This is a genomic window from Actinokineospora lacus (genome assembly GCF_053813445.1).
In genome coordinates this window covers 114831-136931 of record NZ_JBQERA010000011.1, presented here as the reverse complement: position 1 = coordinate 136931, position 22101 = coordinate 114831, and the positions used below count along the sequence as shown (strand labels likewise).

At 73.4% G+C, this 22101-nt stretch carries 19 protein-coding genes; 10 read left to right on the top strand and 9 right to left on the bottom strand.

Annotation, left to right across the window (positions count from 1 at the left end; all coding sequences use genetic code 11):
* Window positions 1-7 precede the first annotated feature (7 nt).
* From ACTG9Q_RS25375 to ACTG9Q_RS25360, 4 genes are read right to left on the bottom strand one after another with little or no spacing between them, the layout of a single operon-like run.
* The gene (locus ACTG9Q_RS25375; RefSeq protein ID WP_455575531.1) at window positions 8-1384 is read right to left on the bottom strand and encodes a GH1 family beta-glucosidase; all 1377 of its coding nucleotides are present in this window, start codon (window positions 1382-1384) and stop codon (window positions 8-10) included.
* 39 nt (window positions 1385-1423) lie between these two features.
* Window positions 1424-2293, bottom strand: coding sequence for a carbohydrate ABC transporter permease (locus ACTG9Q_RS25370; protein WP_455575397.1), 870 nt, complete (start codon window positions 2291-2293; stop codon window positions 1424-1426).
* A 7-nt stretch (window positions 2294-2300) separates the two neighbouring features.
* Complete coding sequence (locus ACTG9Q_RS25365) at window positions 2301-3206, bottom strand: carbohydrate ABC transporter permease (RefSeq protein ID WP_455575396.1); 906 nt, start codon at window positions 3204-3206, stop codon at window positions 2301-2303.
* The gene (locus ACTG9Q_RS25360) at window positions 3203-4474 is read right to left on the bottom strand and encodes an ABC transporter substrate-binding protein (RefSeq protein ID WP_455575395.1); all 1272 of its coding nucleotides are present in this window, start codon (window positions 4472-4474) and stop codon (window positions 3203-3205) included. Before ACTG9Q_RS25360 ends, ACTG9Q_RS25365 begins: the two co-directional genes overlap by 4 nt.
* A 242-nt stretch (window positions 4475-4716) precedes the next feature.
* Between ACTG9Q_RS25360 and ACTG9Q_RS25355 the strand changes: the two genes are divergently transcribed.
* From ACTG9Q_RS25355 to ACTG9Q_RS25335, 5 genes are all read left to right on the top strand, one after another.
* On the top strand, window positions 4717-5778 hold the full coding sequence (locus tag ACTG9Q_RS25355) for a LacI family DNA-binding transcriptional regulator (RefSeq protein WP_455575394.1): 1062 nt from the start codon (window positions 4717-4719) through the stop codon (window positions 5776-5778).
* A 53-nt stretch (window positions 5779-5831) separates the two neighbouring features.
* Entirely contained in the window at window positions 5832-7343 is a 1512-nt protein-coding gene (locus ACTG9Q_RS25350) for an alkaline phosphatase D family protein (protein WP_455575393.1), read from the top strand.
* 11 nt (window positions 7344-7354) lie between these two features.
* Entirely contained in the window at window positions 7355-8557 is a 1203-nt protein-coding gene (locus ACTG9Q_RS25345; protein WP_455575392.1) for a hypothetical protein, read from the top strand.
* Window positions 8558-8651: 94 nt separating this feature from the next.
* Complete coding sequence (locus tag ACTG9Q_RS25340) at window positions 8652-9515, top strand: hypothetical protein (protein WP_455575391.1); 864 nt, start codon at window positions 8652-8654, stop codon at window positions 9513-9515.
* Between the two features lie 120 nt (window positions 9516-9635).
* Window positions 9636-10061, top strand: a complete 426-nt coding sequence (locus ACTG9Q_RS25335) for a PPOX class F420-dependent oxidoreductase (RefSeq protein WP_455575390.1) — start codon at window positions 9636-9638, stop codon at window positions 10059-10061.
* Here the strand turns inward: ACTG9Q_RS25335 and ACTG9Q_RS25330 are convergent.
* Window positions 10058-11014, bottom strand: a complete 957-nt coding sequence (locus ACTG9Q_RS25330; protein WP_455575389.1) for an NAD(P)-dependent oxidoreductase — start codon at window positions 11012-11014, stop codon at window positions 10058-10060. The two genes, ACTG9Q_RS25335 and ACTG9Q_RS25330, sit on opposite strands and share 4 nt — an antisense overlap.
* Window positions 11015-11043: 29 nt before the next feature.
* Between ACTG9Q_RS25330 and ACTG9Q_RS25325 the strand changes: the two genes are divergently transcribed.
* Entirely contained in the window at window positions 11044-14241 is a 3198-nt protein-coding gene (locus ACTG9Q_RS25325; RefSeq protein WP_455575388.1) for a BTAD domain-containing putative transcriptional regulator, read from the top strand.
* Window positions 14242-14408: 167 nt separating this feature from the next.
* Here ACTG9Q_RS25325 and ACTG9Q_RS25320 read toward each other — a convergent pair whose 3' ends face one another.
* Genes ACTG9Q_RS25320 through ACTG9Q_RS25305 form a run of 4 tightly spaced genes read right to left on the bottom strand, consistent with a single transcriptional unit; the run spans window position 14409 to window position 18776 of the window.
* A complete protein-coding gene (locus ACTG9Q_RS25320; protein ID WP_455575387.1) occupies window positions 14409-15272 on the bottom strand; it encodes an exodeoxyribonuclease III in 864 nt (287 codons plus the stop codon).
* Between the two features lie 9 nt (window positions 15273-15281).
* Window positions 15282-15500, bottom strand: coding sequence for an MbtH family protein (locus tag ACTG9Q_RS25315; protein WP_455575386.1), 219 nt, complete (start codon window positions 15498-15500; stop codon window positions 15282-15284).
* A complete protein-coding gene (locus ACTG9Q_RS25310) occupies window positions 15497-17179 on the bottom strand; it encodes an ABC transporter ATP-binding protein (RefSeq protein ID WP_455575385.1) in 1683 nt (560 codons plus the stop codon). The genes ACTG9Q_RS25315 and ACTG9Q_RS25310 overlap by 4 nt, the downstream gene beginning before the upstream one ends.
* Window positions 17172-18776, bottom strand: coding sequence for an ABC transporter ATP-binding protein (locus ACTG9Q_RS25305; protein WP_455575384.1), 1605 nt, complete (start codon window positions 18774-18776; stop codon window positions 17172-17174). The genes ACTG9Q_RS25310 and ACTG9Q_RS25305 overlap by 8 nt, the downstream gene beginning before the upstream one ends.
* A gap of 189 nt (window positions 18777-18965) precedes the next feature.
* Between ACTG9Q_RS25305 and ACTG9Q_RS25300 the strand changes: the two genes are divergently transcribed.
* The 4 genes from ACTG9Q_RS25300 to ACTG9Q_RS25285 all read left to right on the top strand — a co-directional run bounded on the left by ACTG9Q_RS25300 (window position 18966) and on the right by ACTG9Q_RS25285 (window position 21978).
* On the top strand, window positions 18966-19688 hold the full coding sequence (locus ACTG9Q_RS25300) for a DsbA family protein (RefSeq protein ID WP_455575383.1): 723 nt from the start codon (window positions 18966-18968) through the stop codon (window positions 19686-19688).
* Window positions 19685-20221 carry a vitamin K epoxide reductase family protein gene (locus ACTG9Q_RS25295; RefSeq protein WP_455575382.1) on the top strand — a complete coding sequence of 179 codons (537 nt, stop codon included), beginning with the start codon at window positions 19685-19687 and terminating at the stop codon, window positions 20219-20221. The genes ACTG9Q_RS25300 and ACTG9Q_RS25295 overlap by 4 nt, the downstream gene beginning before the upstream one ends.
* 63 nt (window positions 20222-20284) lie before the next feature.
* Window positions 20285-20959 (top strand): response regulator transcription factor, encoded by a 675-nt coding sequence (locus tag ACTG9Q_RS25290; RefSeq protein WP_455575381.1) that lies wholly within the window; start codon window positions 20285-20287, stop codon window positions 20957-20959.
* 17 nt (window positions 20960-20976) lie between these two features.
* Complete coding sequence (locus tag ACTG9Q_RS25285) at window positions 20977-21978, top strand: HAMP domain-containing sensor histidine kinase (RefSeq protein ID WP_455575530.1); 1002 nt, start codon at window positions 20977-20979, stop codon at window positions 21976-21978.
* The last annotated feature ends 123 nt before the right edge of the window (window positions 21979-22101 follow it).

Sequence of the window (22101 nt, the reverse complement as noted above, 5' to 3'; positions counted from 1 at the left end):
GATACCGCTAGGCCCGCTTCTGGCCGCTGATCACCTTGGCGTACCAGTCGAAGCTGGACTTCGGGGTGCGTTCCAGAGTGGAGTAGTCCACGTGGACGAGCCCGAAGCGCGGGCCGTACCCGTGCGCCCACTCGAAGTTGTCCAGCAGGGACCAGTGGAAGTACCCGCGCACGTCGACACCGGCCGCGATCGCCTCCCGCAGCGCGGTGAGGTGGGCCGCCAGGTAGGAGACGCGCTCCGGGTCGTCGTACGGGGGTCCCTCCGGCGACGGGTACGCGCAGCCGTTCTCGGTCAGGTAGACCGGCGGCAGGTCCGGGTACCGGGCGGTCAGGTCGGTCAGCGCCTCGACCAGCCCGTGCGGCTCGATCGGCCAGCCGAGCCCGGTCCGGGGCACCTCGGGCAGCCGGGTCACGTCGACGCCGAGGTCGTCGGCGGTGCGCCGGGACGGGTCGGGCTCGGCGGCGGGGGCGGCGGCGACGTGGCGCCGGTAGTAGTAGTTGATGCCGACGTAGTCCAGCGGCGTGCCGATCACCGCCAGGTCGCCGTCCTGGCGGAAGGACAGGTCGCTGATCGCCCCGAACGTCTCGGCGTAGTCGGCCGGGTACGCCCCGCCGAACAGCGGCTCGGTGAACTGCCTGCGCAGCAGCAGGTCGAAGCGGCGGGCCGCGTCCGCGCCGCCGGGGCCGACCGGCACGGTGGGCGACTGGTTCAGCACGATGCCGAACGCGTGCCCGGCGGGCGCCTGCTCCCGCATGGCCCGCACCGCCAGGCCGTGGCCCAGCTGCAGGTGGTGCGCGGCGGCGAGGGAGCCGTGCCCCTCGCGCGCCCCGGGCGCGTGCCGTCCCTCGGCGTAGCCCGCGACCGCCGAGACGAACGGCTCGTTCATCGTCGTCCAGAACCGCACCGAGTCGCCCAGCTCACCGTGGACGTGGGCGGCGTAGTCGGCGAAGCGGTGGGCGGTGTCCCGCGCGCGCCAGCCGCCGGTGTCCTCCAAGCCCTGCGGCAGGTCCCAGTGGTACAGGGTCACGAACGGCTCGATGTCGCGGCGGCGCAGCTCGTCGACCAGCCGCCGGTAGAAGTCGATGCCGCGCCGCTCCGGGGTGCCCCGCCCGGTGGGCTGCACCCGCGTCCACGCGATCGAGAAGCGGTAGCCGCCCACCCCCAGCCTGCTCAGCAGGGCGAGGTCCTCGGGCCAGCGGTGGTAGTGGTCGCAGGCCACCTCGCCGGTGCGGCCGTCCTTGGTCGCGCCCGGCCGCGCGGCGAAGGTGTCCCAGATGGACGGTCCACGGCCGTCCTCGGCCACCCCGCCCTCGATCTGGTAGGCCGAGGTGGCCACGCCCCACACGAAGTCGGCGGGGAAGTCGTCGGGGGCGGATGCGTCGATGCTCACGTGGTCTCCAAGAAAGAGGGTCTCCAAAGGGGGTCAGCCCTTGATCGCGCCTTGCATGATGCCGCCGACGATCTGCCGCCCGAAGAGCAGGAAGATCGCCAGGACCGGCACCGTGGCGAGGGTGGCCGCGGTCAGCACGAGGGTGTAGTCGGTGGTGTAGCCCGATGCCAGCTCCGACAGCGCGGTCTGCACGGTCGGGTTCTCCGGCGTTAGCACCACGAGCGGCCAGAAGAAGTCGTTCCACGCCTGCATGAACGTGAACAGCCCGAGGACGGCGGCGGCGGGCCGGGCGGCGGGCAGCACCACGTGCCACACCAGCCGCAGCGTCGAGCAGCCGTCCATGCGCCCGGCCTCCAGCAGCTCCATCGGGATCGCCCGGTCGAGGTACTGGCGCATGAAGAACACCCCGAAGGCGGTCACCAGGCCCGGCACGATCACCGCGTGGATCTCCCCGGCCCAGCCCAGTTCGCTCATCATCATGTACAGCGGGATGACGCCCAGCTCGTGCGGGATGGCCTGGCTGGCCACCACCAGCACCAGCAGCGCCGAGCGCCCCCGGAACGGCAGCCGGGCGAAGGCGAACCCGGCCAGGGTGGAGAACGCCACCACCGAGACGGTGATCGTGCCCGAGATGACGAACGAGTTCAGCATCGCCACCGCGAAGTCGGTCTGGTCGAAGACGCGGGAGATGTTGGCGAACAGGTGCCCGCCGGGCACCAGCACCGGCGGCAGCGAGTCCACCTTGTCGTTGGTCTGCGAGGAGACGACCAGCGACCAGTACACCGGGAAGGCCGAGCCCGCGAGCACCGCGAGCAGCCCGGCGTAGACCCACGGGCTCACCCGGGGCAGCCGTGGCCGCCGCCGGGCCCTCGGCGGCGCTGGAGCGTCCTGCAACAGGGTCATGACTGTCCTATTCGGTCCGGATGCGGCGGGTGATCAGGTAGTTGATCCCGGTCACCAGCAGCGTCGCGGCCAGCAGCAGCCAGGCGATGGCCGAGGCGTAGCCGAACTCGAAGAGCTGGAACCCCTGCTCGTACAGGTACAGCGCCACGGTCTGGAACTGCCGGTCGGAGCCGCCGGTGTAGGCGCCCGCGCCGGGGGCGAACAGCAGCGGCTCGGCGAGCAGCCGCATGTTGCCGGTGGTGGCGATGATCGTGGAGAAGATCAGCACGGGGCGCAGCATCGGCAGGGTGATCGAGCGGAACTGCTGCCACGCCCCGGCCCCGTCGATCGTGGCCGCCTCGTACACGCTGCGCGGGATGGCCTGCATACCGGCGAGGAAGATCAGCGCGTGGTAGCCGGTCCAGCGCCACACCACCATCGCCGCGATGGCCACGTGCGAGCTGGCCGTGCCCGCGTGCCAGTCGATCTCCCCGGCGCCGAAGATGCCCAACACCCAGTTGACCAGGCCGAAGTCGCGGCCGAACAGCTGGGCGAAGATGAGGGTCACCGCCGCCACCGAGGTGACGTTGGGCAGCAGGACCCCCATCCGGAACATCGTGCGCGAGCGGATGCGGTGGTTGAGCAGGTTCGCGATTGCCAGGGCCAGCACGATCTGCGGGACGGTGGTGAGCAGCCACAGGCTCAGCGTGTTGCCCATCGCGTTCCAGAAGTACGGGTCCTCGAACAGCAGGCGGGCGTAGTTGTCCAGGCCCGCCCAGGTCCCGCCGCCCTCCTCCAGCAGGGTGCGCTCGTGCAGCGACACCCAGCCGGTGTAGAGCAGCGGGAACAGGACGAAGACACCGAAGATCAGGAAGTACGGGGCGACGTAGAGGTACGGCGAGAGCTTGACGTCCCAGCGGTGTGCCCGACTCATTTCTCCAGCCGCGACACGTCGTTGACGACCTGCGCCCAGGACTCGTCCGGGGCCTGGTTACCCTGCTCGACGCGCTGGACGGCCTGGCCGAGCGCGGTCTGGATGTCCCCGGCGCGCGGGCCCTGGTACTGCGGCTTGAGCGCGCGGGCCGCCTGGGTGAACAGGCTGCCGACGGGGGCGTCGTTGAAGAACGGGTCGGTGTGCCCGGCGATGGACTGCTCGCCGTAGAGCGAGGGCGCCGAGGGCAGGTTGCCCGCGGTGACGAACACCTTGGCCTGCTGCTCGGGGGCGGTGAGCCAGTCGGCCAGCGCGACGGCGGCGTCGATGTTCTCCCCCTGCGCCGGGACGGTCAGGTAGGAGCCGCCCCAGTTGCCGCCGCCACCGGGGACCGGCGCGACGTCCCACTTGCCCGAGGTCTCGGGGGCCTGGTCCTTGATCTTGGTCATCTGCCAGGCCGGGCAGGTGACGGTGGCGAACTGGCCCTGCTTGAACCCGGTGTTCCACGGCGGGGTGCTGTAGAGCAGCCCGGCGGACAGTCCACTGTCGACCGCCGACATGGTCAGCTCCCAGGCCTTCCTCATCTCCGGGTTGTCGCCCAGGACGATCTTGTTGGTGGTGTCGTAGTAGCCGACCGTGGCCTGGCCGACGATGGCGTTGAGCATCGACGGGCCGCCGTCCATCCACCGCACGCCGTCGGGCGCCTTGGCCTGGAACCGCTTGCCCGCGGCGATGTAGGCGTCCCAGGTGGGCCAGAGCTTGGCGACCTCGGCGCGGTCGGCGGGCAGGCCGGCGGCTTCGAGCAGGTCGCGGCGGTAGCAGATGGCCAGGCCGCCGACGTCGGTGCCGTAGCCGATCTGCTGGCCGTCGCGCCCGAGCGAGCCGGACCACTTCCAGTCGAGCCAGCGGTCCTGCAGCCGGTTGCCGCCCTTGGAGTTGAGGTCGACGAAGCGCTCCGGGGTCTCCTTGAACTGGTTGATGTAGCCGACGTCGACGGCCTCGACGTCGGCGGCGCCGCTGCCGGTGGCCAGGTGCGCGGCCAGGTTCTTGTGGTGGTCGGAGTAGGACGCGGTGCGGTCGACGATGTCGATCTCGGGGTGGGCCTGCTCGTACTCGGCGAAGAGGTCGGCGTAGCCGAAGTTGCCGAACAGGCCGACGGTGATCTGGGTCTTGTCGGAGGAGTCGCCGCCGCACGCGGCGAGCGTTCCCGAGACGAGCAGGCCGACCGCCGCCGCGCCCAACGCGCGGCGCAGCCGGGTGAGGGAAACCATGGGACGGGTGTCTCCATTCGTTTTCCGGCAGGACGGAATGGCGCTTGTGCGCCGATTCTTCGGACTCGCACGGCGAATGCGCCACCCGGTCCCAGCGGCGGCCGTGTCCTCACCATGAGAGTCGGGCGACGGCCCGAAGTCAAGTAACAGAACGGTAACGACCGTGATGCGTTGACGCTGCTGGGACCCCTGGCTACGGTGATGTAACCGGTTACAGTGAGGGGAAGGGCCATACTGGGCGCATGACGACGATCCGAGACCTCGCCCAGCTGTGCGGAGTGTCGCTGGCGACGGTGTCCCGGGTATTCAACAATCCGGCCTCGGTCAGCGAGAAAACCCGCGAACTGGTCGAGCGAATGGCCAGGGAGGTCGATTACCGCCCCAACGAGTCGGCCCGCGCGCTGGCGACCAAGCGCTCCACGATGGTCGGGCTCGTGTGGGACACCGACCACCGGCGGGCGGGGTGGCGGCACCCGTTCCTGCAGGACCTGCTGATCGGGCTGAAGTCCGCGCTGAGCGTGCGCGGCTACCACCTGCTGATGCTGGCCACCAGCGAGCGGCGCGCGGTGGGCGCGTCCCTGGCCGATCCGGTGGGCTACGTGAACATGGTGCGGCGGCACCACCTGGCCGGGCTGGTGCTGATCGACAGCGGCGGCGACGGGCCCGCGTTCTCGGCGTTCGCGCAGTCCGGCTTGCCTTGCGTGGCCTTGGATGTGCCCGTCGTCGGCGACCAGGCCACGTACGTCACCTCCGACAACGCCTCGGGCGCGGGGGAAGCCGTGCGCCTGCTGCACCGGCTCGGCCACGACCGGATCGCCACGATCACCGGGCCGCGCGGCAACCTGCCCGCGGCGGAACGGCTCGCGGGGTACGCGAAGGCGTTGACGGAACTGGGAATCCCGCCGCGCCCGGAGTACATTGTGGAGGGTGACTTCTACCGCGCGGGCGGGGAGTCGGCCATGCGCGGCCTGATGGCCCTGCCCGTGCCGCCGACGGCGGTGTTCGCCGCGGGCGACGAGATGGCCGTCGGCGCGATCACCGCCGTCACGGCGGCCGGGCTGCGGGTGCCGGAGGACATGGCGGTGGTCGGCTTCGACGACATCGAGATCGCCGGGCTCATGAGCCCGGGGCTGACGACCGTGGCCCAGGACAAGGCGGGCTTCGGCTCGGCCGCCGCGGCCGCGATCCTGACCATGATCGACGGCGGTCCCCCGCCGCCGCCGGTCCACCTGCCGACGCGGCTGGTCGTCCGCCGCTCCTGCGGGACGGGACGGGAACCGATCACGGGCGCGGACATCGGGTGAACACTTCGTCTGGCCGATGGACCAACTGGTGACATTGGTCGTAAACATGTCACATGAGCCGACTGCATCGACGGACGTTCCTCATCGGCGGTCTCGCGGGCGCGGGAGCCACCCTGGTCAGCGCCACCGCGGCCCGGGCCGCCGCCTACCCGTTCACCCTCGGCGTCGCCTCCGGCGAGCCCGCCGCGGACGGGTTCGTGCTGTGGACGCGCCTGGCGCCCAGCCCGCTCAACGGCGACGGGCTGGGCGGGATGTCCAGCGCGCCGGTCACCGTGGAGTGGCAGGTGGCCACCGACCAGCACTTCACCCAACTGGCCCGCACCGGGTCGGTGACCGCCACCCAGAGCTGGGCGCACAGCGTGCACGTCGAGGTCGCGGGCCTGCAGCCGGGCCGGGAGCACTGGTACCGCTTCCGGGCAGGCGGGCACATCTCCCCCGTCGGCCGGACCCGCACCGCCCCCGCCGTCGGCACCAGCCCCGCGCTGACGATGCTGTTCGCGTCCTGCTCGCACTACGAGGCCGGGTACTTCACCGCCTACCGGCGGATGGCCGAGGAGCGCCCGGACCTGATCCTGCACCTGGGCGACTACCTCTACGAGGGCGGCGCGGGCTCCTCCGGCGTCCGCGCGCACGCGCCGAGCAGCGAGATCAGCTCCCTGGCCGACTACCGGGTGCGCCACGCCCAGTACAAGACCGACGTCGACCTCCAGGCCGCGCACGCCGCCGCGCCCTGGCTGACCGTATGGGATGACCACGAGGTCGAGAACAACTACGCGTCCCTGATCCGCAACGACAGCAGCCCGGCCGGGGACTTCCGGGCGCGGCGGGCCGCGGCGTACAAGGCGTACTACGAGCACATGCCGCTGCGCCCGGCCCAGGCGCCGGTCGCCGAGAACCTGCTGCTCTACCGGCGCGTGCGCTGGGGCAGCCTGGCCACGCTGCACATGCTCGACACCCGCCAGTACCGCAGCGACCAGGCGTGCGGCGACGGCACCAAGGTGTGCCCGGCCGCCGACGACCCGGCCCGCACGCTGACCGGCGCGGCGCAGGAGTCGTGGCTGCTCGACGGGCTCGGCCAGCGGCTCGGCACCTGGGACCTCATCGGCCAGCAGGTGTTCTTCGCCCAGCGCCTGGCCTCGGCCGACGGGGCCAAGAGCATGGACTCCTGGGACGGCTACACCGCCAGCCGGACCCGCATCCAGCGGGGCTGGCAGGCCCGCGGCAACACGAGCACCGTCGTGCTCACCGGCGACGTGCACCGCTCGTGGGCAGGCGACATCATGGACGACTACACCACCCAGAACCGGGTCATCGGGACCGAGCTGGTGACGACGTCGATCACCTCGGGCGGGGACGGCAGCGCCACCGAGACCGGCCTGTCGAGCCGCAACCCGCACGTGAAGTTCTACCGCAACCAGCGCGGCTACGTCCGCACCGTCGCCACCCCGACCCAGCTGACCGTGGACTTCCGCGCGCTGGACCGGGTCACCGCGCGCGACTACCCGGTCAGGACCGTCCAGACCTATGTCATCGAGGCCGGGAACCCCGGCCTCCAGGCGCCGTGAACGGGAGAACCATGCGCAGCACGCTCATCGCCCTGGCGTTCACGCTCGCGTTCGCGGGGACCGCGGTCGCCGACGGCGCCACGGCCGCCGACATCACCTGGACGGCGGCCAACAGCGTGGCCACCGGCGACCAGGACAACGCGGCGCTCTCGTCAGTGCGCACCGGCTACACCGCCGTCGTCTGGGAGGACGACCGCGACTCGACGAACCCGGGCGACCCGGTGCACAGCGAGGTGTTCCTGCGCCTGTTCCGCGACGGGGTGTCCCTCTACGAGAAGAAGCTGTCCACCGGCGGCAGCGGGAACTGGCGGCACGTGCGGCCCGACGTCGCGCTGCACGAGAACGGCAACGCGGTCGTCACCTGGGCCGAGGACCCCGACGGCAACGGCTTCTACAACATCACGGTGCGCACGGTGAACACCGCGGGCACCGTCACCGGGTCGGCCCGTGCCAACGCCGACGCCGCGGGCCAGCAGCTCGACGCGGCGGTCGCGGCCGACCCGGACGGGACCGGGTTCGCCGTCGCCTTCGAGGACGTGCAGGACACCACCGCGCCGACCGTGCGGGTGGCCGGGTTCGCGTCGGTGGCCTCGAAGTCCTACGAGGTCCAGGCGCACGCCGCGGGCGGCACGCACCAGCGGCCCGACGTGGCCATGGGGGCGGCGGGCAACGCCATCGTCGCCTGGGACGAGGACGGCGACGGCAACGGCGTGTTCAACGTCGCCCGCAAGGCGATCACCCCCACGGGCGGGGTCAAGCTCGCCCAGGCGGTGGCCAACGCGTCCTCCGGCGGGCACCAGCGCCGCCCCGCGGTGGCGGCGAACTTCAACGGCGACTTCGCCATCGCCTGGGAGACCGACCACACCGGGACCGCGCAGGTCGGCGCGCGCTCGTTCACCGCGACCGGGTCGGCCGGTCCGGAGACCGTCGTGCCCGGCGCGGACCCGCAGGTGGGCATCGACGACCAGCGCTCGGCGGTCGTCGCCTGGGCCGAGGGCGGCGACATCCACGCCCAGGGCCTGAACCCCGACGGCACCGTGGCGGGCAGGCTGCCCCGCCTGCGGGTGCACACCGTCGTCACCGGCCGCCAGGACGAGCCCGCGATGGCGGTCACCCCGTGGGGGCAGGTCGTGCTGGCCTACACCGACGACAACGACGGCAACGAGTTCGACCAGGTGTACCTCGGCACCGGCTTGGTCAACAGCACCTGGTGAGGGTCACCCGACCGGCTGGTGGGCGAATTGGTTCAGTGGGCCCGGGGCGGGGTATCCACTCGGTAGCCAATGCCTGTCGAGAGGAACATTCGAGATGACCAGGGCAGATATCGAAACCACGCACCGAGAGGACGTGGGACGGGTTCCTCGGCGGCGGGGAGTTGTCAACGGGTTCCTCGTGGTCCTGCTGGGCCTGTGGGGAGCGACGGTCCCGCTCTTCGGGCCGTACTTGGGAATGTCCTACGGCACGGACTCGCCGTGGCAGTTCACCGGCGGCTGGTTCCTGCTGAGCCTGGTGCCCGGTGTGGCCGTCGTGCTGGGCGGGCTGGGCCTCATCGCCACCGCGCAGCGCGCCGGCGGTGTGTTCTGGGGCTGGATGGCGGCGCTGGGCGGCGCCTGGTTCGTCCTCGGTCCCATCGTGAGCACGATGTGGAACGGCGGGCAGCCCGCCGCCGGTGAGCCGCTGGCCGCTGCCACCGGGGTCCGCGTGGCGACCGACCTGGTGTTCCACAGTGGACTCGGCACGCTGATCGTGTTCCTGGCCGCGGTGGCCCTCGGCCGCTTCACCGCCGGGACCGGGCGCACGGTCGTCGCCGCCCCGGGCGACCACGCCGACAACACCAACACCACCGAGGTGCCCACCCAGGACCACGGCCGCCACGACGCCGAGAAGCTGCGCCGCGACCCGGCCGACCGGTCGAACCACGAGGGCGTCTACGCCCAGGGCGCCCGCACCGACGCCAACGGTTACGGCACCGCTGGTGATGGCACCGTCCGGCACGGCGCCCCGCGTGAGGACACCTACCGCGACAGCTCCCACCGGGACAACACCTTCCGGGACGGCACTGTCGGGGACACCCCCGTCCGCGACAACTCCCTTCGCGACAACCCCGTCCGCGACAACGGAGTGCCCGGCGACCACCACCACACCCGTGGTCCCGGCATGACCAACCGCTGATCCATCCCCGCCAAGGGCCCGCCGCTGCACGCGGTGGGCCCTTGGCGCGTGTGCCCCTGGCGCGTGTCCCTTGGCGCGTGTTCGAGGTGCGGAAGCGGCCGAAGCGGGTTGACTGTGGGCATGACCGATGACGCTCTGCTGGACCTGCTCCGCACCCGCCCCTTCGGCGCGCTCGTCACGCTCAAGAAGGACGGCCGCCCGCAGCTGTCCAACGTCCTGCACCACTACGACGCCGAGAGCCGCACCCTGCGCGTCTCGGTGACCGACGGTCGGGCGAAAACCGCCAACCTGCGCCGCGACCCGCGCGCGTCGTACTACGTCACCGCCGAGGACGGCTGGTCCTACCTGGTCGTCGAGGGAACCGCGGAGTTCTCCGAGGTGGCCGCCGAGCCCGACGACGCCGCCGTCGAGGAGCTGGTGCGGCTCTACCGCGACCTCCGGGGCGAGCACCCGGACTGGGCGGAGTACCGCGCGGGCATGGTCGCCGAGAAGCGGATGGTGCTGCGGCTGCGGATCGAGCGCCACTACGGCATGGCCGCGTCCTAGGCTCCAGGGACGTTGGGCCACGTGATGGCGTCGTAGAGGGCCGACCAGCTCTCCCGGCCGCGGCCCGCCACGATCGTACGGTCGTACAGCGACAGGACCGCGGCGGGCAGGGCGGTGTCCACCCCCGCCGCCCGGCTCGTGCCGACGATGTGCGCCGCGGTGGCGCCCATCATGATCACGTTGGCCTCCTCCCCCGGGTGTTCCCCGGAGAGCACGTTGCGCAGGGTCTCCTCGATGTACATCGGCATCGAGGTGAAGTTCTCGGCGGCGTAGGGGGCGAACTCCTTCGGGGACACGCCCGCGGACTCGACCAGGGCGAAGGCGTGCAGGGTCACGGCCAGGCTGGTCAGGAAGATGTCGAGCTGGGCCTGGTAGAACAGCTGGGCCAGGCCGTGGGCGGCGCCGCGGTAGTCCGGCCTGCCGATGACCGCGAGCGCGGCGGCGTGGGCGTCGAACACCGCGCGCGGTCCACTGTAGAACACGTACGCCGCGTCGTCGCCAACCAGCGGCGCGGGCACCATCACGCCGCCGACGATCAGCTCGGCCCCGCGCTGGGCGAGCCACGCGGCCGCGACCTCGGAGGCGGCCGGGGTGTCCGAGCTGAGGTTGACCACGGTGCGGCCCGCCAGCTCGACGCCGTCGAGGATGTCGTACATCGCCTGGTAGTCGGTCAGGCTCAGCAGCACCAGCGTGCTCGCCGCGACCGCGTCGGCGGCGGTCTCGGCCCGGATCGCCCCCTTGGCGACCACGCCGTCCGCGCGGCCCGCGGTGCGGTTCCACACGGTCACCCGGTACCCGGCCTCCAGGTACCTGCCCACCATCGCCTGGCCCATCGGGCCGAGGCCGATCAGGGTCAGCTGCTTGCCAGTCATTTGTCCGTCCCACTTCCTTCTGTCCTGCCTTGAGCACCACTGTCCCCATCGCCGCGCACGGATCGCTGCGGGTCGGCGCACGTGTCGGTGGGCGGCGCTACGGTGGCCGCGTGCGATTCGGGGTGCTGGGGCCGCTCGCGGTGTGGACGGCGGACGGGCGGCCCGTGGCCGTCCCCGAGCGCAAGGTCCGGCTGCTGCTGGCGGCCCTGCTGGTGCGCGACGGACGGCCGGTCCCGCCCGAGCGGCTCGTCGAGGACATCTGGGGCGCGCATCCGCCCGGCAACCCGGCCAACACGCTGCAGACGAAGGTGTCCCAGCTGCGCAGGGCGCTGGCCGCCGCCGAGCCCGGCGCCGTGGTCGAGCACCGGCCCGGCGGGTACGCGCTGGCGGTGGCGGACTCCGACGTGCGCGAGTTCCGGGCGCTGCTGGCCCGGGCGGCCGGGCGGGTGGACCTGCTCGGCGCGGCTCTGGCGCTGTGGCGCGGCCCGGTGCTGGCCGACGTCGCCGACGAGCCGTTCGCGGTGGCGTACGCCCGTGAGCTGGACGGCGAGCGGCTCACCGCCGTCGAGGACTGGGCGCTGGCCCGGCTGGAGTCCGGCGACCCGGGGGTGGCCGACGACCTCGCGGCCGAGGTCGCCAGGCACCCGCTGCGCGAGCGGCTGCGCGGGCTGCACATGCGCGCGCTCTACGAGGCGGGCCGCCAGGTCGACGCCCTCAACAGCCACGCCGACCTGCGCCGAGCCCTCGCCGAGGATTTGGGCCTGGAACCCGGCCCGGCCCTGGCCGAGCTGCACCAGGCGATCCTCAGCCACCGCCTCCCGACGCGCCCGCGGCGCCCGCGCACCAACCTGCCCGCGCCGGTGGCCGAGCTGGTCGGCCGCGCGGAAGCGCTGCGGCAGGTGGACAAGCTCCTCACCGGGTCGCGGCTGGTGACGCTCACCGGGCCGGGCGGGGTCGGCAAGACCAGCCTCGCCCTGGAGGCCGCGCGGCAGGCGGCGGACAGCGGGCAGGCCGACAACCCGGTCCCGACACGGGAGGCGGACGACGGCGTGTGGCTGGTCGAACTGGCAGGCCTGGACCGCGCCGAGAGCGACCCGGCCGACGCGGTGGCGCGAGTCCTCGGCGTACGCGGGGACAGCACGGTCACCGACGCGGTGCGCGGACGCCGAATGCTGCTGGTGCTGGACAACTGCGAACGGGTCGTGGACACCCTCGCCCCCCTGGTGTCGACGTGGCTGGGCGCCGCGCCAGGACTGCGGGTGCTGGCCACCAGCCAAGAGTCCCTGGGCCTGGCCGCGGAGACCCTGTACGTCGTCCCCCCGCTGGAGGTGCCCGACCCGGACAGTCTCACCGGGGAATTCAGCGCCGAAGGGCCCAACACCGCGAAGCCTGGCACCACGCGATTCAGCGCTGCGGAGCCCAGCGCTGCGCAGTCCAACACGGCGCAGACCAGCACCGCGGAGTTGAGGGCCATCGGGGAGTTCAGCGCGGTGCGGCTGTTCCTGCGGCGGGCGGGGCTGGAGCTGACGGCGTCGAACGCGCGGGCCGTGGGGGCCGTCTGCCTGCGGCTTGACGGGCTGCCGCTCGCCTTGGAGCTGGCCGCGACGCGGGTGCGGGCGCTGGGTGTCGACGTCCTGCTGGAGCGCTTGGACGACCGGTTCCGGCTGTTGGACACCGGGCACCGCGACGCCCCGGCCCGTCAGCGCACGCTCCGGGCGATGATCGACTGGAGCTGGGACGTGCTGCCCGCCGCCGACCGGGCCGTGCTGCGCAGGCTGGCCGTGCACGTCGACGGGTGCGCGCTGGACGCGGCCGAGGCGGTGTGCGCGGGGGCCGGGGTGGAGGCCGCGGACGTGCTGGGCCTGCTGGCCCGGCTGGTGGACCGGTCGCTGGTCGTGGGCGGGCCGCGGTTCCGGCTGCTGGAGTCGGTGGCGGAGTACAGCCGCGCCCGGCTGGCCGAGGCGGGGGAGGACGCCGGGGTCCGGCTGCGGCACGCGGAGTTCCACCTGGGCCTGGCTGAGCGGGCCGACCCACTGCTGCGCGGCGCGGACCAGCGGGAGTGGTTGCACCGGCTCGACGCGGACGCGGCGAACCTGCGGCTGGCCGTGGAGACGTTCGTGGACCTGGGCGCGGCTGACGAGGCGCTGCGGCTGGTGGACGCCCTGGCGTGGTACTGGTTTCTGCGCGGTCGGTTCGCGGAGGGGCGGCGGCTCTTCGCCGCGGCCCTCGCGCTGCCCGGCGGCTCGGCCGACGCGCGGGCGGGCGTGGCGGCGTGGGCCGCCGGGTTCGGCGTCCTCGCGGGCGTCCGCGCGGAGCAGGAGACCCTGTCCGCCGCCCTGGCCATCGCGGACCCGGCGCCGCGGGCGCGGGCCTGCTGGTTCCTCGGCTACGTGCAGTCCACAGTGGGCGACATGGCAGGCGGCGAGCGGCTCACCTCGCGGGCGGCGGCGGATTTCGCCGTGCTCCAAGACGACTGGGGGATCGCGGCGGCCCTCATCGACGGCATGAGCCACGCCATGACCAAAGGCGACCTCACCCTCGCCCGCACCTGCGCCGACCGCGCCACCGCGTTGTTCGACGCGGTCGGCGACCGGTGGGGCCGGTTGCAGGCCACGTTCACCCAGGGGGTCCTCGCCCAGCTCAGGGGTGACTACGAGCGGGCCGCCGAGGTCCACCGGGCGGGGCTCGGGCTGGCCGGGGAGCTGGAGCTGTGGCCGGAGATGTCGTACACGCTGTCCTGGCTGGGTCGGGTGGCGCTGCTGATGGGCGACATCGCCGAGGCCGACGCCCACCACGAGCGCGCCCGCGCCATGGCCGCCGAGTACGGGTGCACGCCCGCGGAGATGTACGCCGAGACCGGCCTGGCCCTCGCCGACCGGCGCGCGGGACGCTTGGCCGACGCCGAGCGCCGACTCCACCGCATCCTCGCCTGGCACCGCGACGTGGGGTTCGAGGCAGGCGCCACCCTGATCCTCGCCGAACTGGGCTTCGTCGCCGAACTCCGCGGCGACGCCAGGGAAGCGCTCCGGTACCACCAGGCAGGTCTGGCCGCCGCGCGAGAGGTCGGCGACCCACGCGCGATAGCCCTGGCCACGGAAGGGCTCGCGGGCACCGCCGCGCTCGCGGGCGACCACGAACGCGCCGCCCGCCTGCTCGGCACCGCGGCCGCCGCCCGCGCCTCGGTCGGTGTCCCCCTCCCCCCTGCCGAACGCGGCGACGTCGACCGCGTCACCGCCACGGCAACCGCCGCCTTGGGCGAACCCGCCTTCACCGCCGCCCACACCGCGGGCTCAGCCGAATTCCAGTGACGCGCCGAGCAGTCAGTCCGCCGACGCCAACCACAGCCGCCATCGCTCAGCGCCTCGGCGAACCGCTTCACCACCGCCAGACCGCGGATTCGGCTGACGTTTATCGATGGGGTGAACCCGCGAAGCATCGGTCGGGCATCGCGGCGGCCGGAGAGCGAGGGCCGGGCTCAGGTCGATTGGGGCAGTTTGCGGCCGCCGCGGCGGGGAGCGCCTGCCGAGGGTGGGGGGACCATGGGTCCGATGTCGCCGTCGGGCGCCTCGTCGAGGTCGACGATCACCGGGGCGTGGTCGCTGGGTTTGGTGCCCTTGCGGGCCTGGCGGTCGACCCAGGCGGCGCGGACGCGCTCGCGCAGCGGGGTGCCCGCGAGGATGAGGTCGATGCGCATGCCGAGGTTCTGGTGGAACATGCCCGCCCGGTAGTCCCAGTAGGAGAACACCCGCTCCTCCGGCCAGCGCTCGCGCACGACGTCGTGCAGGCCCAGCGCCTGGAGTTCGGCCAGGGCGGCGCGTTCCGGGGCGGTGACGTGGGTGTGGCCCGCGAAGGCGGCCGGGTCGAAGACATCGGCGTCGGTGGGGGCGATGTTGACGTCGCCGCAGACCATTGTGGACTCGACATCCGGGGCCACGGCCACGCGCAGGGCGGCCAGCCAGGCGAGTTTGTAGTGGTAGTGGTCGGAGTCGGGGTCCCGGCCGTTGGGCACGTACACCGAGTGGACGCGCACGCCCGCGCAGGTCGCCGAGACCGCGCGGGCTTCCTGGTGGGGGAAGCCGGGCGCGCCGGGCAGGCCGAGGACCACGTCGTCGAGGCCGACCCTGGACAGCAGGGCCACGCCGTTCCACTGGCCCTCGCCGTGGCCGGCCACGGCGTAGCCGCGGGTGGCGAACTCCGCGCCGAGCAGGTCGGTGAACGCCTCGTCGGAGAGCTTGGTCTCCTGCAGGCACACCACGTCGGGCTCGCGCTCGTCGAGCCAGGGCAGCAGCCGGGGGACGCGCTGCTTGACCGAGTTGACGTTCCAGGTCGCTATCCGCACTCACCCAACTTACTGGCGCGCGTCCATCTTGGCCGCGAGGCCGCGCGGGCGCAGGTCGGTCCAGGTGGCCTCGATGTGGTCGAGGCAGGACTGGCGGGTGTCGGGGCCGAAGGCGACCGTCCAGCCCTGCGGGGCGGGGGCGAACGTCGGCCAGAGGGAGTACTGGCCCTCGCCGTTGACCAGCGCGGTGAAGGTGCCGTTCTCGTCGTCGAAGGGGTTGGTGCTCATGTGGCGCTCCTCGTGCCGTCGGACAGGTGGATGAGGCGCGGGAGGCGGGCGATGGTGGCCTCCCGGTGGGCGATGACGATGAGGGTGCGGTCGCCGTGCAGCCGGTCGACGGCGCGTTCGAGGCGAGCGGCGGTGGGCGGGTCGAGGTCGGCGGTGGCCTCGTCGAGGATGAGCACCGCGGGGTCGACCAGCGCGGCCCGCAGCAGGCCGATGATCTGCCGCTCGCCCGCGGAGAGCCGGTCGCCGCGCCTGCCGACGGGGGTGTCCAGCCCGTCGGGCAGGGCCGCGACCCAGTCGGTGAGGTCGAGGTCGCGCACGGCGCGCTCCATCGCCGCGCGGTCGGGCCCCGTGGGGGCCAGGGCGAGGTTGTCGGCGACGGTGCCCTCGACGAGGTGGACCTGCTGGGGCACCAGCACCACCCGCGCGCGCAGGTCGGTCTCGGCCAGGTCGGCGAGGTCGACGCCCGCGTAGCGCACGGTGCCGCTGTCGGGTTGGTACAGGCCGCTGAGCAGCTTGGCCAGCGTGGTCTTGCCCGACCCGGTCTGCCCGACGAGCCCGGCCCGCTCCCCGGCGGCCAGGTCGACGCCGATGCCGCGCAGCACGTCCGCGCCGTCCACGTAGGAGTAGCGCAGGCCGGTGGCGGTGAGCTGCCCGCGCGGCGGCAGCGCGCCGCCCGCGGGCTTGGGCTCGACGTCGGTGGCCTCGATCAGGTCGTGCAGCCGGGCCAGGCCGGTCTGCACCATGCGCAGCTCGGCCAGCAGCTCCGAGAGGCCGAGCATGTTCTCGAACAGGTTGCGGGTGGCCAGCACGAACACCACGACGGTGCCCACGCTGATCGCGTCGGTGGTGACCAGCCAGACCCCGAGCCCCAACAGGGCGGCGGTGGCCAGGCCCTCCAGCAGGGTCACGCCCTCCAGCCGGTTGCGGACCGCCACCGCGCGGCCCGCGGCGGCCAGCACGGCGTCGTTGGCCCCGGCGAAGCGGCGCTGCCGCGGCAGGAGCCCGCCGCCGAGGCGCAGCGTCTCGCGGGCGGTGGCGAACTCGGTGAACTGGGCGGTCGCGGTCGCCTCGGCGGCGGCCTTGGCGGCGAAGGCGGCGTCGGCGTCGCGGCCGAACCAGCGCAGCACCAGCACCACGGCCGGGACGAACACCACCAGCAGCACCCCGGTCAGCAGCCAGGAGTGCGCCGCGAGCACGGCGACGGTCATGGCCAGCGCGATGGCGATGCCGAGCAGGTCGGGCAGGCTGGCCCGGACGAACTGGGCGAGGTCGGCGATCTCCCCGGTCCCCCGCCGCAGCAGGTCCCCGGTGCGGTGCGCCTCGACGAACCGCAGCGGCGCCCGCGCCAGCCTGACCACGACCAGCTCGCGCAGCTCCCGCACCACCCGCTCGCCGACGCTGGTCAGCTGCAGCTCCGCGGCGGCGAGCAGCCCCAGCCTGGCCAGGATGAGCCCGCCGAGGACGAGCACCGCGGTCCACAGCCCGCCGCGGTCGCCCGCCAGCACCGCGTCCACGGCCCGCCCGATCACCGGCGCGATGAGGACCACGGCCGCCGTGCTGGCCGCCGTGGTCAGCAGCGCCAGCCCGATCCGGCCGCGGAAGGGTCGCAGGTACGGCCGGAAGCGCCGGTAGACGCCGCGGGTGGGCGGGGCCTCCGACAGCACGCGCACCTCAGCCACCGACGACCACCCCGACGCCCAGCTCCACGATCCGGTCGGCGGCGGCCAGCACGGCGGGCCGGTGGGAGACGAACACGATCGCCGTGTCCGGGGCGTGCTCGCGCAGCCGGGCCAGGATCAGCCGCTCGGTCTCGACGTCCACCGCGGAGGTGACGTCGTCCAGCAGCAGCACCGCGGGCCGGGCCAGCAGGCCGCGCGCGAGGGCCAGGCGCTGGACCTGGCCGCCGGAGAGGGTGGTGCCGCGCTCGCCGACGGCGGTGTCCAGGCCGTCGGGCAGGGCGGCGAGGTAGTCGTCGAGGGCGGCGACCCGGCAGACCTCGGCCATGGCGGCGGGGTCGGCGCCGCCGTCGAGGGCGAGGTTGTCGGCGATGCTGCCGGACAGGACCAGCGGGCGCTGCGGGACGAGGCCGACGCGCGGCCAGGGGTCGGCGGCGGCGAGGTCGACGCCGCCGAAGGTGACGGTGCCGGTGGTGGGGGCGTCCACCCCGCACAGCAGCCGCACCAGGGCGGACTTGCCCGAGCCGGTCGGGCCGGTGACCGCGACGAACTCCCCGGGCGCGACCGCGATGTCCAGCGGGCCGAGCACCGTGCGGTCGTCGCGGACGACGGTCAGGCCGGTGCCTGCCAGGGTGCCGGTCTCGGGCAGGACGACCGGGGACGACGGCGCCACGGCGTCGAGCACCTCGGCGACCCGACCGGCGGCGACCCGGGCCTGGCCGCGGTTGACCAGCAGGTCGACCAGCACCGACACCGCGACGGTCAGGGTGGTCATCCAGGAGATGAACGCGACCAGGCCGCCGACGGTGATGCGGCCGTCGATGGCCGCGAAGCCGCCCACCGCCAGCCCGACGGCGATGGCGGCGCGCAGCACCGCGGGCGGCGCGGAGACCCACCACGCGGCGATCCGCGCCACGCCCAGGGTGTGCCGGGTGACGTGGGCACTGACGGCGTGGTGGCGGCGCACCAGGACCTGCTCGCCGCCGAGGCCGCGCACCGCGGCACTGGCCGAGAGCAGGTCCTCGACGGCGTCGGCGCGGTCGCCGTGCGCGGCGGAGAGCCGCTCGCTCGCGCGGTGGTACCGGCCGGGAAACTGGGCGTTGACCAGGCCCAGCAGCGGGATCGAGACCACCAGCACCACCAGCAGCATGGGATCGAGCAGGGCGACAGCGGGGATCACGGCGACGATGGTCACCAGGACGCGGGCCCACCGGGCCAGGCCCTGCACCCAGGTGGTCACCGCCTCGACGTCGCGGGTGGCGCGCATGGCCAGGTCGCCGTGGCCGAACGGCGCGGAGCGGTCCAGCCCGGCCACCGCGGCGAGCAGGTCGGCGCGCAGCCGGTGGGCGATCCGGTTGGCCGCCAGGTTCGACCACCAGGTCCCGACGAGCGCGGCCACGACCATGACGACGGAGACACCCGTGGCGATCCCGGCCCACAGCGCGGTCCTGGCGCCGTCGCCGGGGGTGATGCCCTCGTCCAGACCGTGCTGGACGCACCAGGGCAGCGCCAGCACCGCGGCCTGCTGCACGCCGGAGGCGGCCACCCCGACTCCGATGGCCACCCGCTCGTGGAGCAGCAGTCGTCGAAGGAACTCCACACGGCCTCCAAGTTAGGGTAGCCAAACTTAAACGCCCGCGAGGTCCCGGTGTCAACGCGGTCGAGGCCACGGCGGCCCTCGCGTGGCGCACGACACGGTGACGCGGGAACTCCGGCGCCCGTCGATCCGACTACTGGGGCGTCCGCAGCCACCGCCAGCCATGGCCCGCCCAGAGGTGAACCCGCACAGATGACACGCAGCAAGAACCCCGCGCCCGGGGTGTCCATGAACGTGATCATGACGGCGGTGGTGGTCGTGGCGGCCGTCCTGGTCGTCGGTGGCCTCCTGCTGTTCAACCGCTCCCCGGACCCCGCCCCCGGCGCGGCGCCCGCCGACGTGCTGTCCCCGCCCGGCAGCCACAAGCTCACCGAGGCGCCCGACGGCAAGGTGACCGTGACGGAGTTCCTGGACTACCAGTGCCCGGCCTGCGCCGGGTACTACGTCAACGTCATCAAGACGCTGGAGAAGGACTACGCGGGGCGGGTCACCTTCGTGGTCCGGAACTTCCCGCTGACCTCGCACCCGCTGGGGATGCCCGCCGCCCGCGCCGCGGAGGCCGCCGCCGAGCAGGGCAAGTTCGGCGAGATGTACCACGCGCTCTACGACAACTACGGCACCTGGGCGCTCGCCCCGGATGGCCAGTCGCTCAGCGACGACACCGCCCGCGCGGCCGGGGTGTTCGAGACCCACGCCCGGGACATCGGCCTCGACCTCGCGCGGTTCACCGCGGACCTGGACAACCCCGCCGTCCAGGCGCGCGTCGACAAGGACATCGCCGACGGCAAGGCCGCGGGCGTCTCCGGCACGCCGTCGATCTTCGTCAACGGCGGGAGGTTCACCCCGTCCGGGGAGACCTTCGCCGATGCCGACCGCGCGCTGCGCGAGCTCCTCGACCGGGAACTGGCCGCGTGAACAGGGCCCTGGCCTGGCTCTACGTCGTCGGCGGCTGCCTGGGGCTGGCCGCGGCGGTGGCGCTGACCCTGGAGAAGCTGGCCGTCTTGGCCGACCCCGACCACGTGCCGCTGTGCTCGATCAACCCGATCGTCTCGTGCGGGTCGGTGATGGAGAGCCCGCAGGCCGCCGCGTTCGGCTTCCCCAACCCGCTGCTGGGCATCGCCGCGTTCGCCGTCGTGGTGACCGTCGGCGTGGTCGGGCTGGCCGGGTTCCGTCCGCCGCGCTGGTTCCGGCTGGGGATGCAGGCCGGGGTCACCCTCGGGGTGCTGTTCACGCACTGGCTGATCGTGTCCAGCCTGTACGACATCCGCGCCCTGTGCCCGTACTGCGTGGTCGTGTGGGTCGTCATGATCCCGCTGTTCTGGTACACGACCCTGGACACCTTCGAGCTGCCGACGCTGCGTCACGTGCACAGCGTGGTGCTGGCCCTGTGGTACGTGGTCATCGTGGCGCTCGCCCTCCAGGCGTTCTGGGAGTTCTGGACCGGCTGACCTCCACACAACGTTCACACCTCGCCCCGGGCTCGCCCACAACCGCTGCTTAGAGTCGGCGGCATGGGCAACAAGCGGGTGCTGGTGGTCGAGGACGAGCAGACCATCGCCGAGTCGCTGGCCGCGCGGCTGCGCGCGGAGGGGTTCACCGTCGAGGTGGCCTGTGACGGGCCGTCCGGGGTGGCCGCCGCGGCGGCGAACCCGCCGGACGTGGTGGTCCTGGACGTCATGCTGCCCGGTTTCGACGGCCTGGAGGTGTGCCGACGCGTGCAGGCCGAGCGCCCGGTGCCGGTGCTCATGCTCACCGCCCGCGACGACGAGACCGACATGCTGGTGGGCCTCGGGGTGGGCGCCGACGACTACATGACCAAGCCGTTCTCCCTGCGCGAGCTGGCCGCCCGCGTCCACGCCCTGCTGCGCCGCGTCGAGCGGACCACCAGCGCCACCGCCCCGGTCGTCGTCGGCGACCTGGAGGTCGACCCCGTCGAGCGCCGGGTGCGGCGCGCGGGCGTCGAGGCGCACCTGACCCCCATCGAGTTCGAACTCCTCGCCTACCTCGCCGCGCGCCCGCGCGCCGTGCAGCCCCGCGAACGCCTGCTGGCCGAGATCTGGAACTGGTCGGACGCCGCGGGCACCCGCACCGTCGACAGCCACGTCAAGGCACTGCGCCGCAAACTGGGCGCCGACCTGATCCGCACCGTCCACGGCGTCGGCTACGCCTTGGAGATGACCCGGTGACCGCGCGGCTGCAGGCGATGGCGGAGCTGCTGCCCCGCCCGCTCGACCCGGTCCGGTCGATCAAGGTGAAGATCGGCATCCTGCTGGTCGCCTCGGGCAGCGCGGCCCTGGTCTTCTTCTGGTGGAACATCGGCTGGATACCCCCGGGCACCTCGCTCACCGCGATCGTCGGCGCCCTGCTGACCTCGCAGGTCCTCGCCCACGGCATGACCCGCCCGCTGCGCGAGATGACCGCCGCCGCCCGCGCGATGGCCCGCGGCGACTACTCCCGCAGGGTGCGGGTCACCGCCCGCGACGAGGTGGGCGAGCTGGGCCGGGCGTTCAACCAGATGAGCGCCGACCTCGCCGCCGTCGACCGGACCCGCAGGGAGCTGATCGCCAACGTCTCCCACGAGCTGCGCACCCCGATCACCGCCCTCCAGGCGGTCCTGGAGAACATCGTCGACGGCGTCAGCCCCGCCGACCCCACCACCATGCGCACCGCGCTCGCCCAGACCGAGCGCCTCGGCCGCCTGGTCGCCGAGCTGCTCGACCTCTCCCGCATCGACGCCGGCGCCCACCCGCTGCGCCTCGGCCCGGTCGCGGTGGCCCCGCTGCTGGCCGACGTCGTCGCCGAGGCCGAGGTCAACGCCGTGGCCACCGGCCGCACCCCCACCTTCCACACCAGCGTCAGCCCGGCCGCGGCCACCGTCAACGCCGATCCCGAGCGCCTGCACCAGGTCCTGGTGAACCTCCTCGACAACGCCGTCCGCCACGGGCCTGCCGACGGCGAGGTGCGGGTGCTGGCCACCGCCGACCACAGTGGACTCCGCCTGGAGGTCGCCGACGACGGCCCCGGCATCGACCCCGCCGAGCGCGCCCTGGTCTTCGGCCGCTTCACCCGGGGCGAGCGCGCCCCCGGCGGCGGGACCGGACTCGGTCTGGCCATCGCCCGCTGGGCCGTCGACCTCCACGGCGGCACCATCGCCGTCGTCGACTCCGACCGCGGCTGCCGCATCCGCATCACCTTGCCCGCCTGACCCACCCCCGAACCACGCACTCGGGGCGCTCAACCCTGCCCACCCACCGCACCCGCCACTTTCCACATCACCCCGCGTGCGGTCGCGGCTGCCGCGTCAACCGTCCGTCCGCCCCACCGAGCC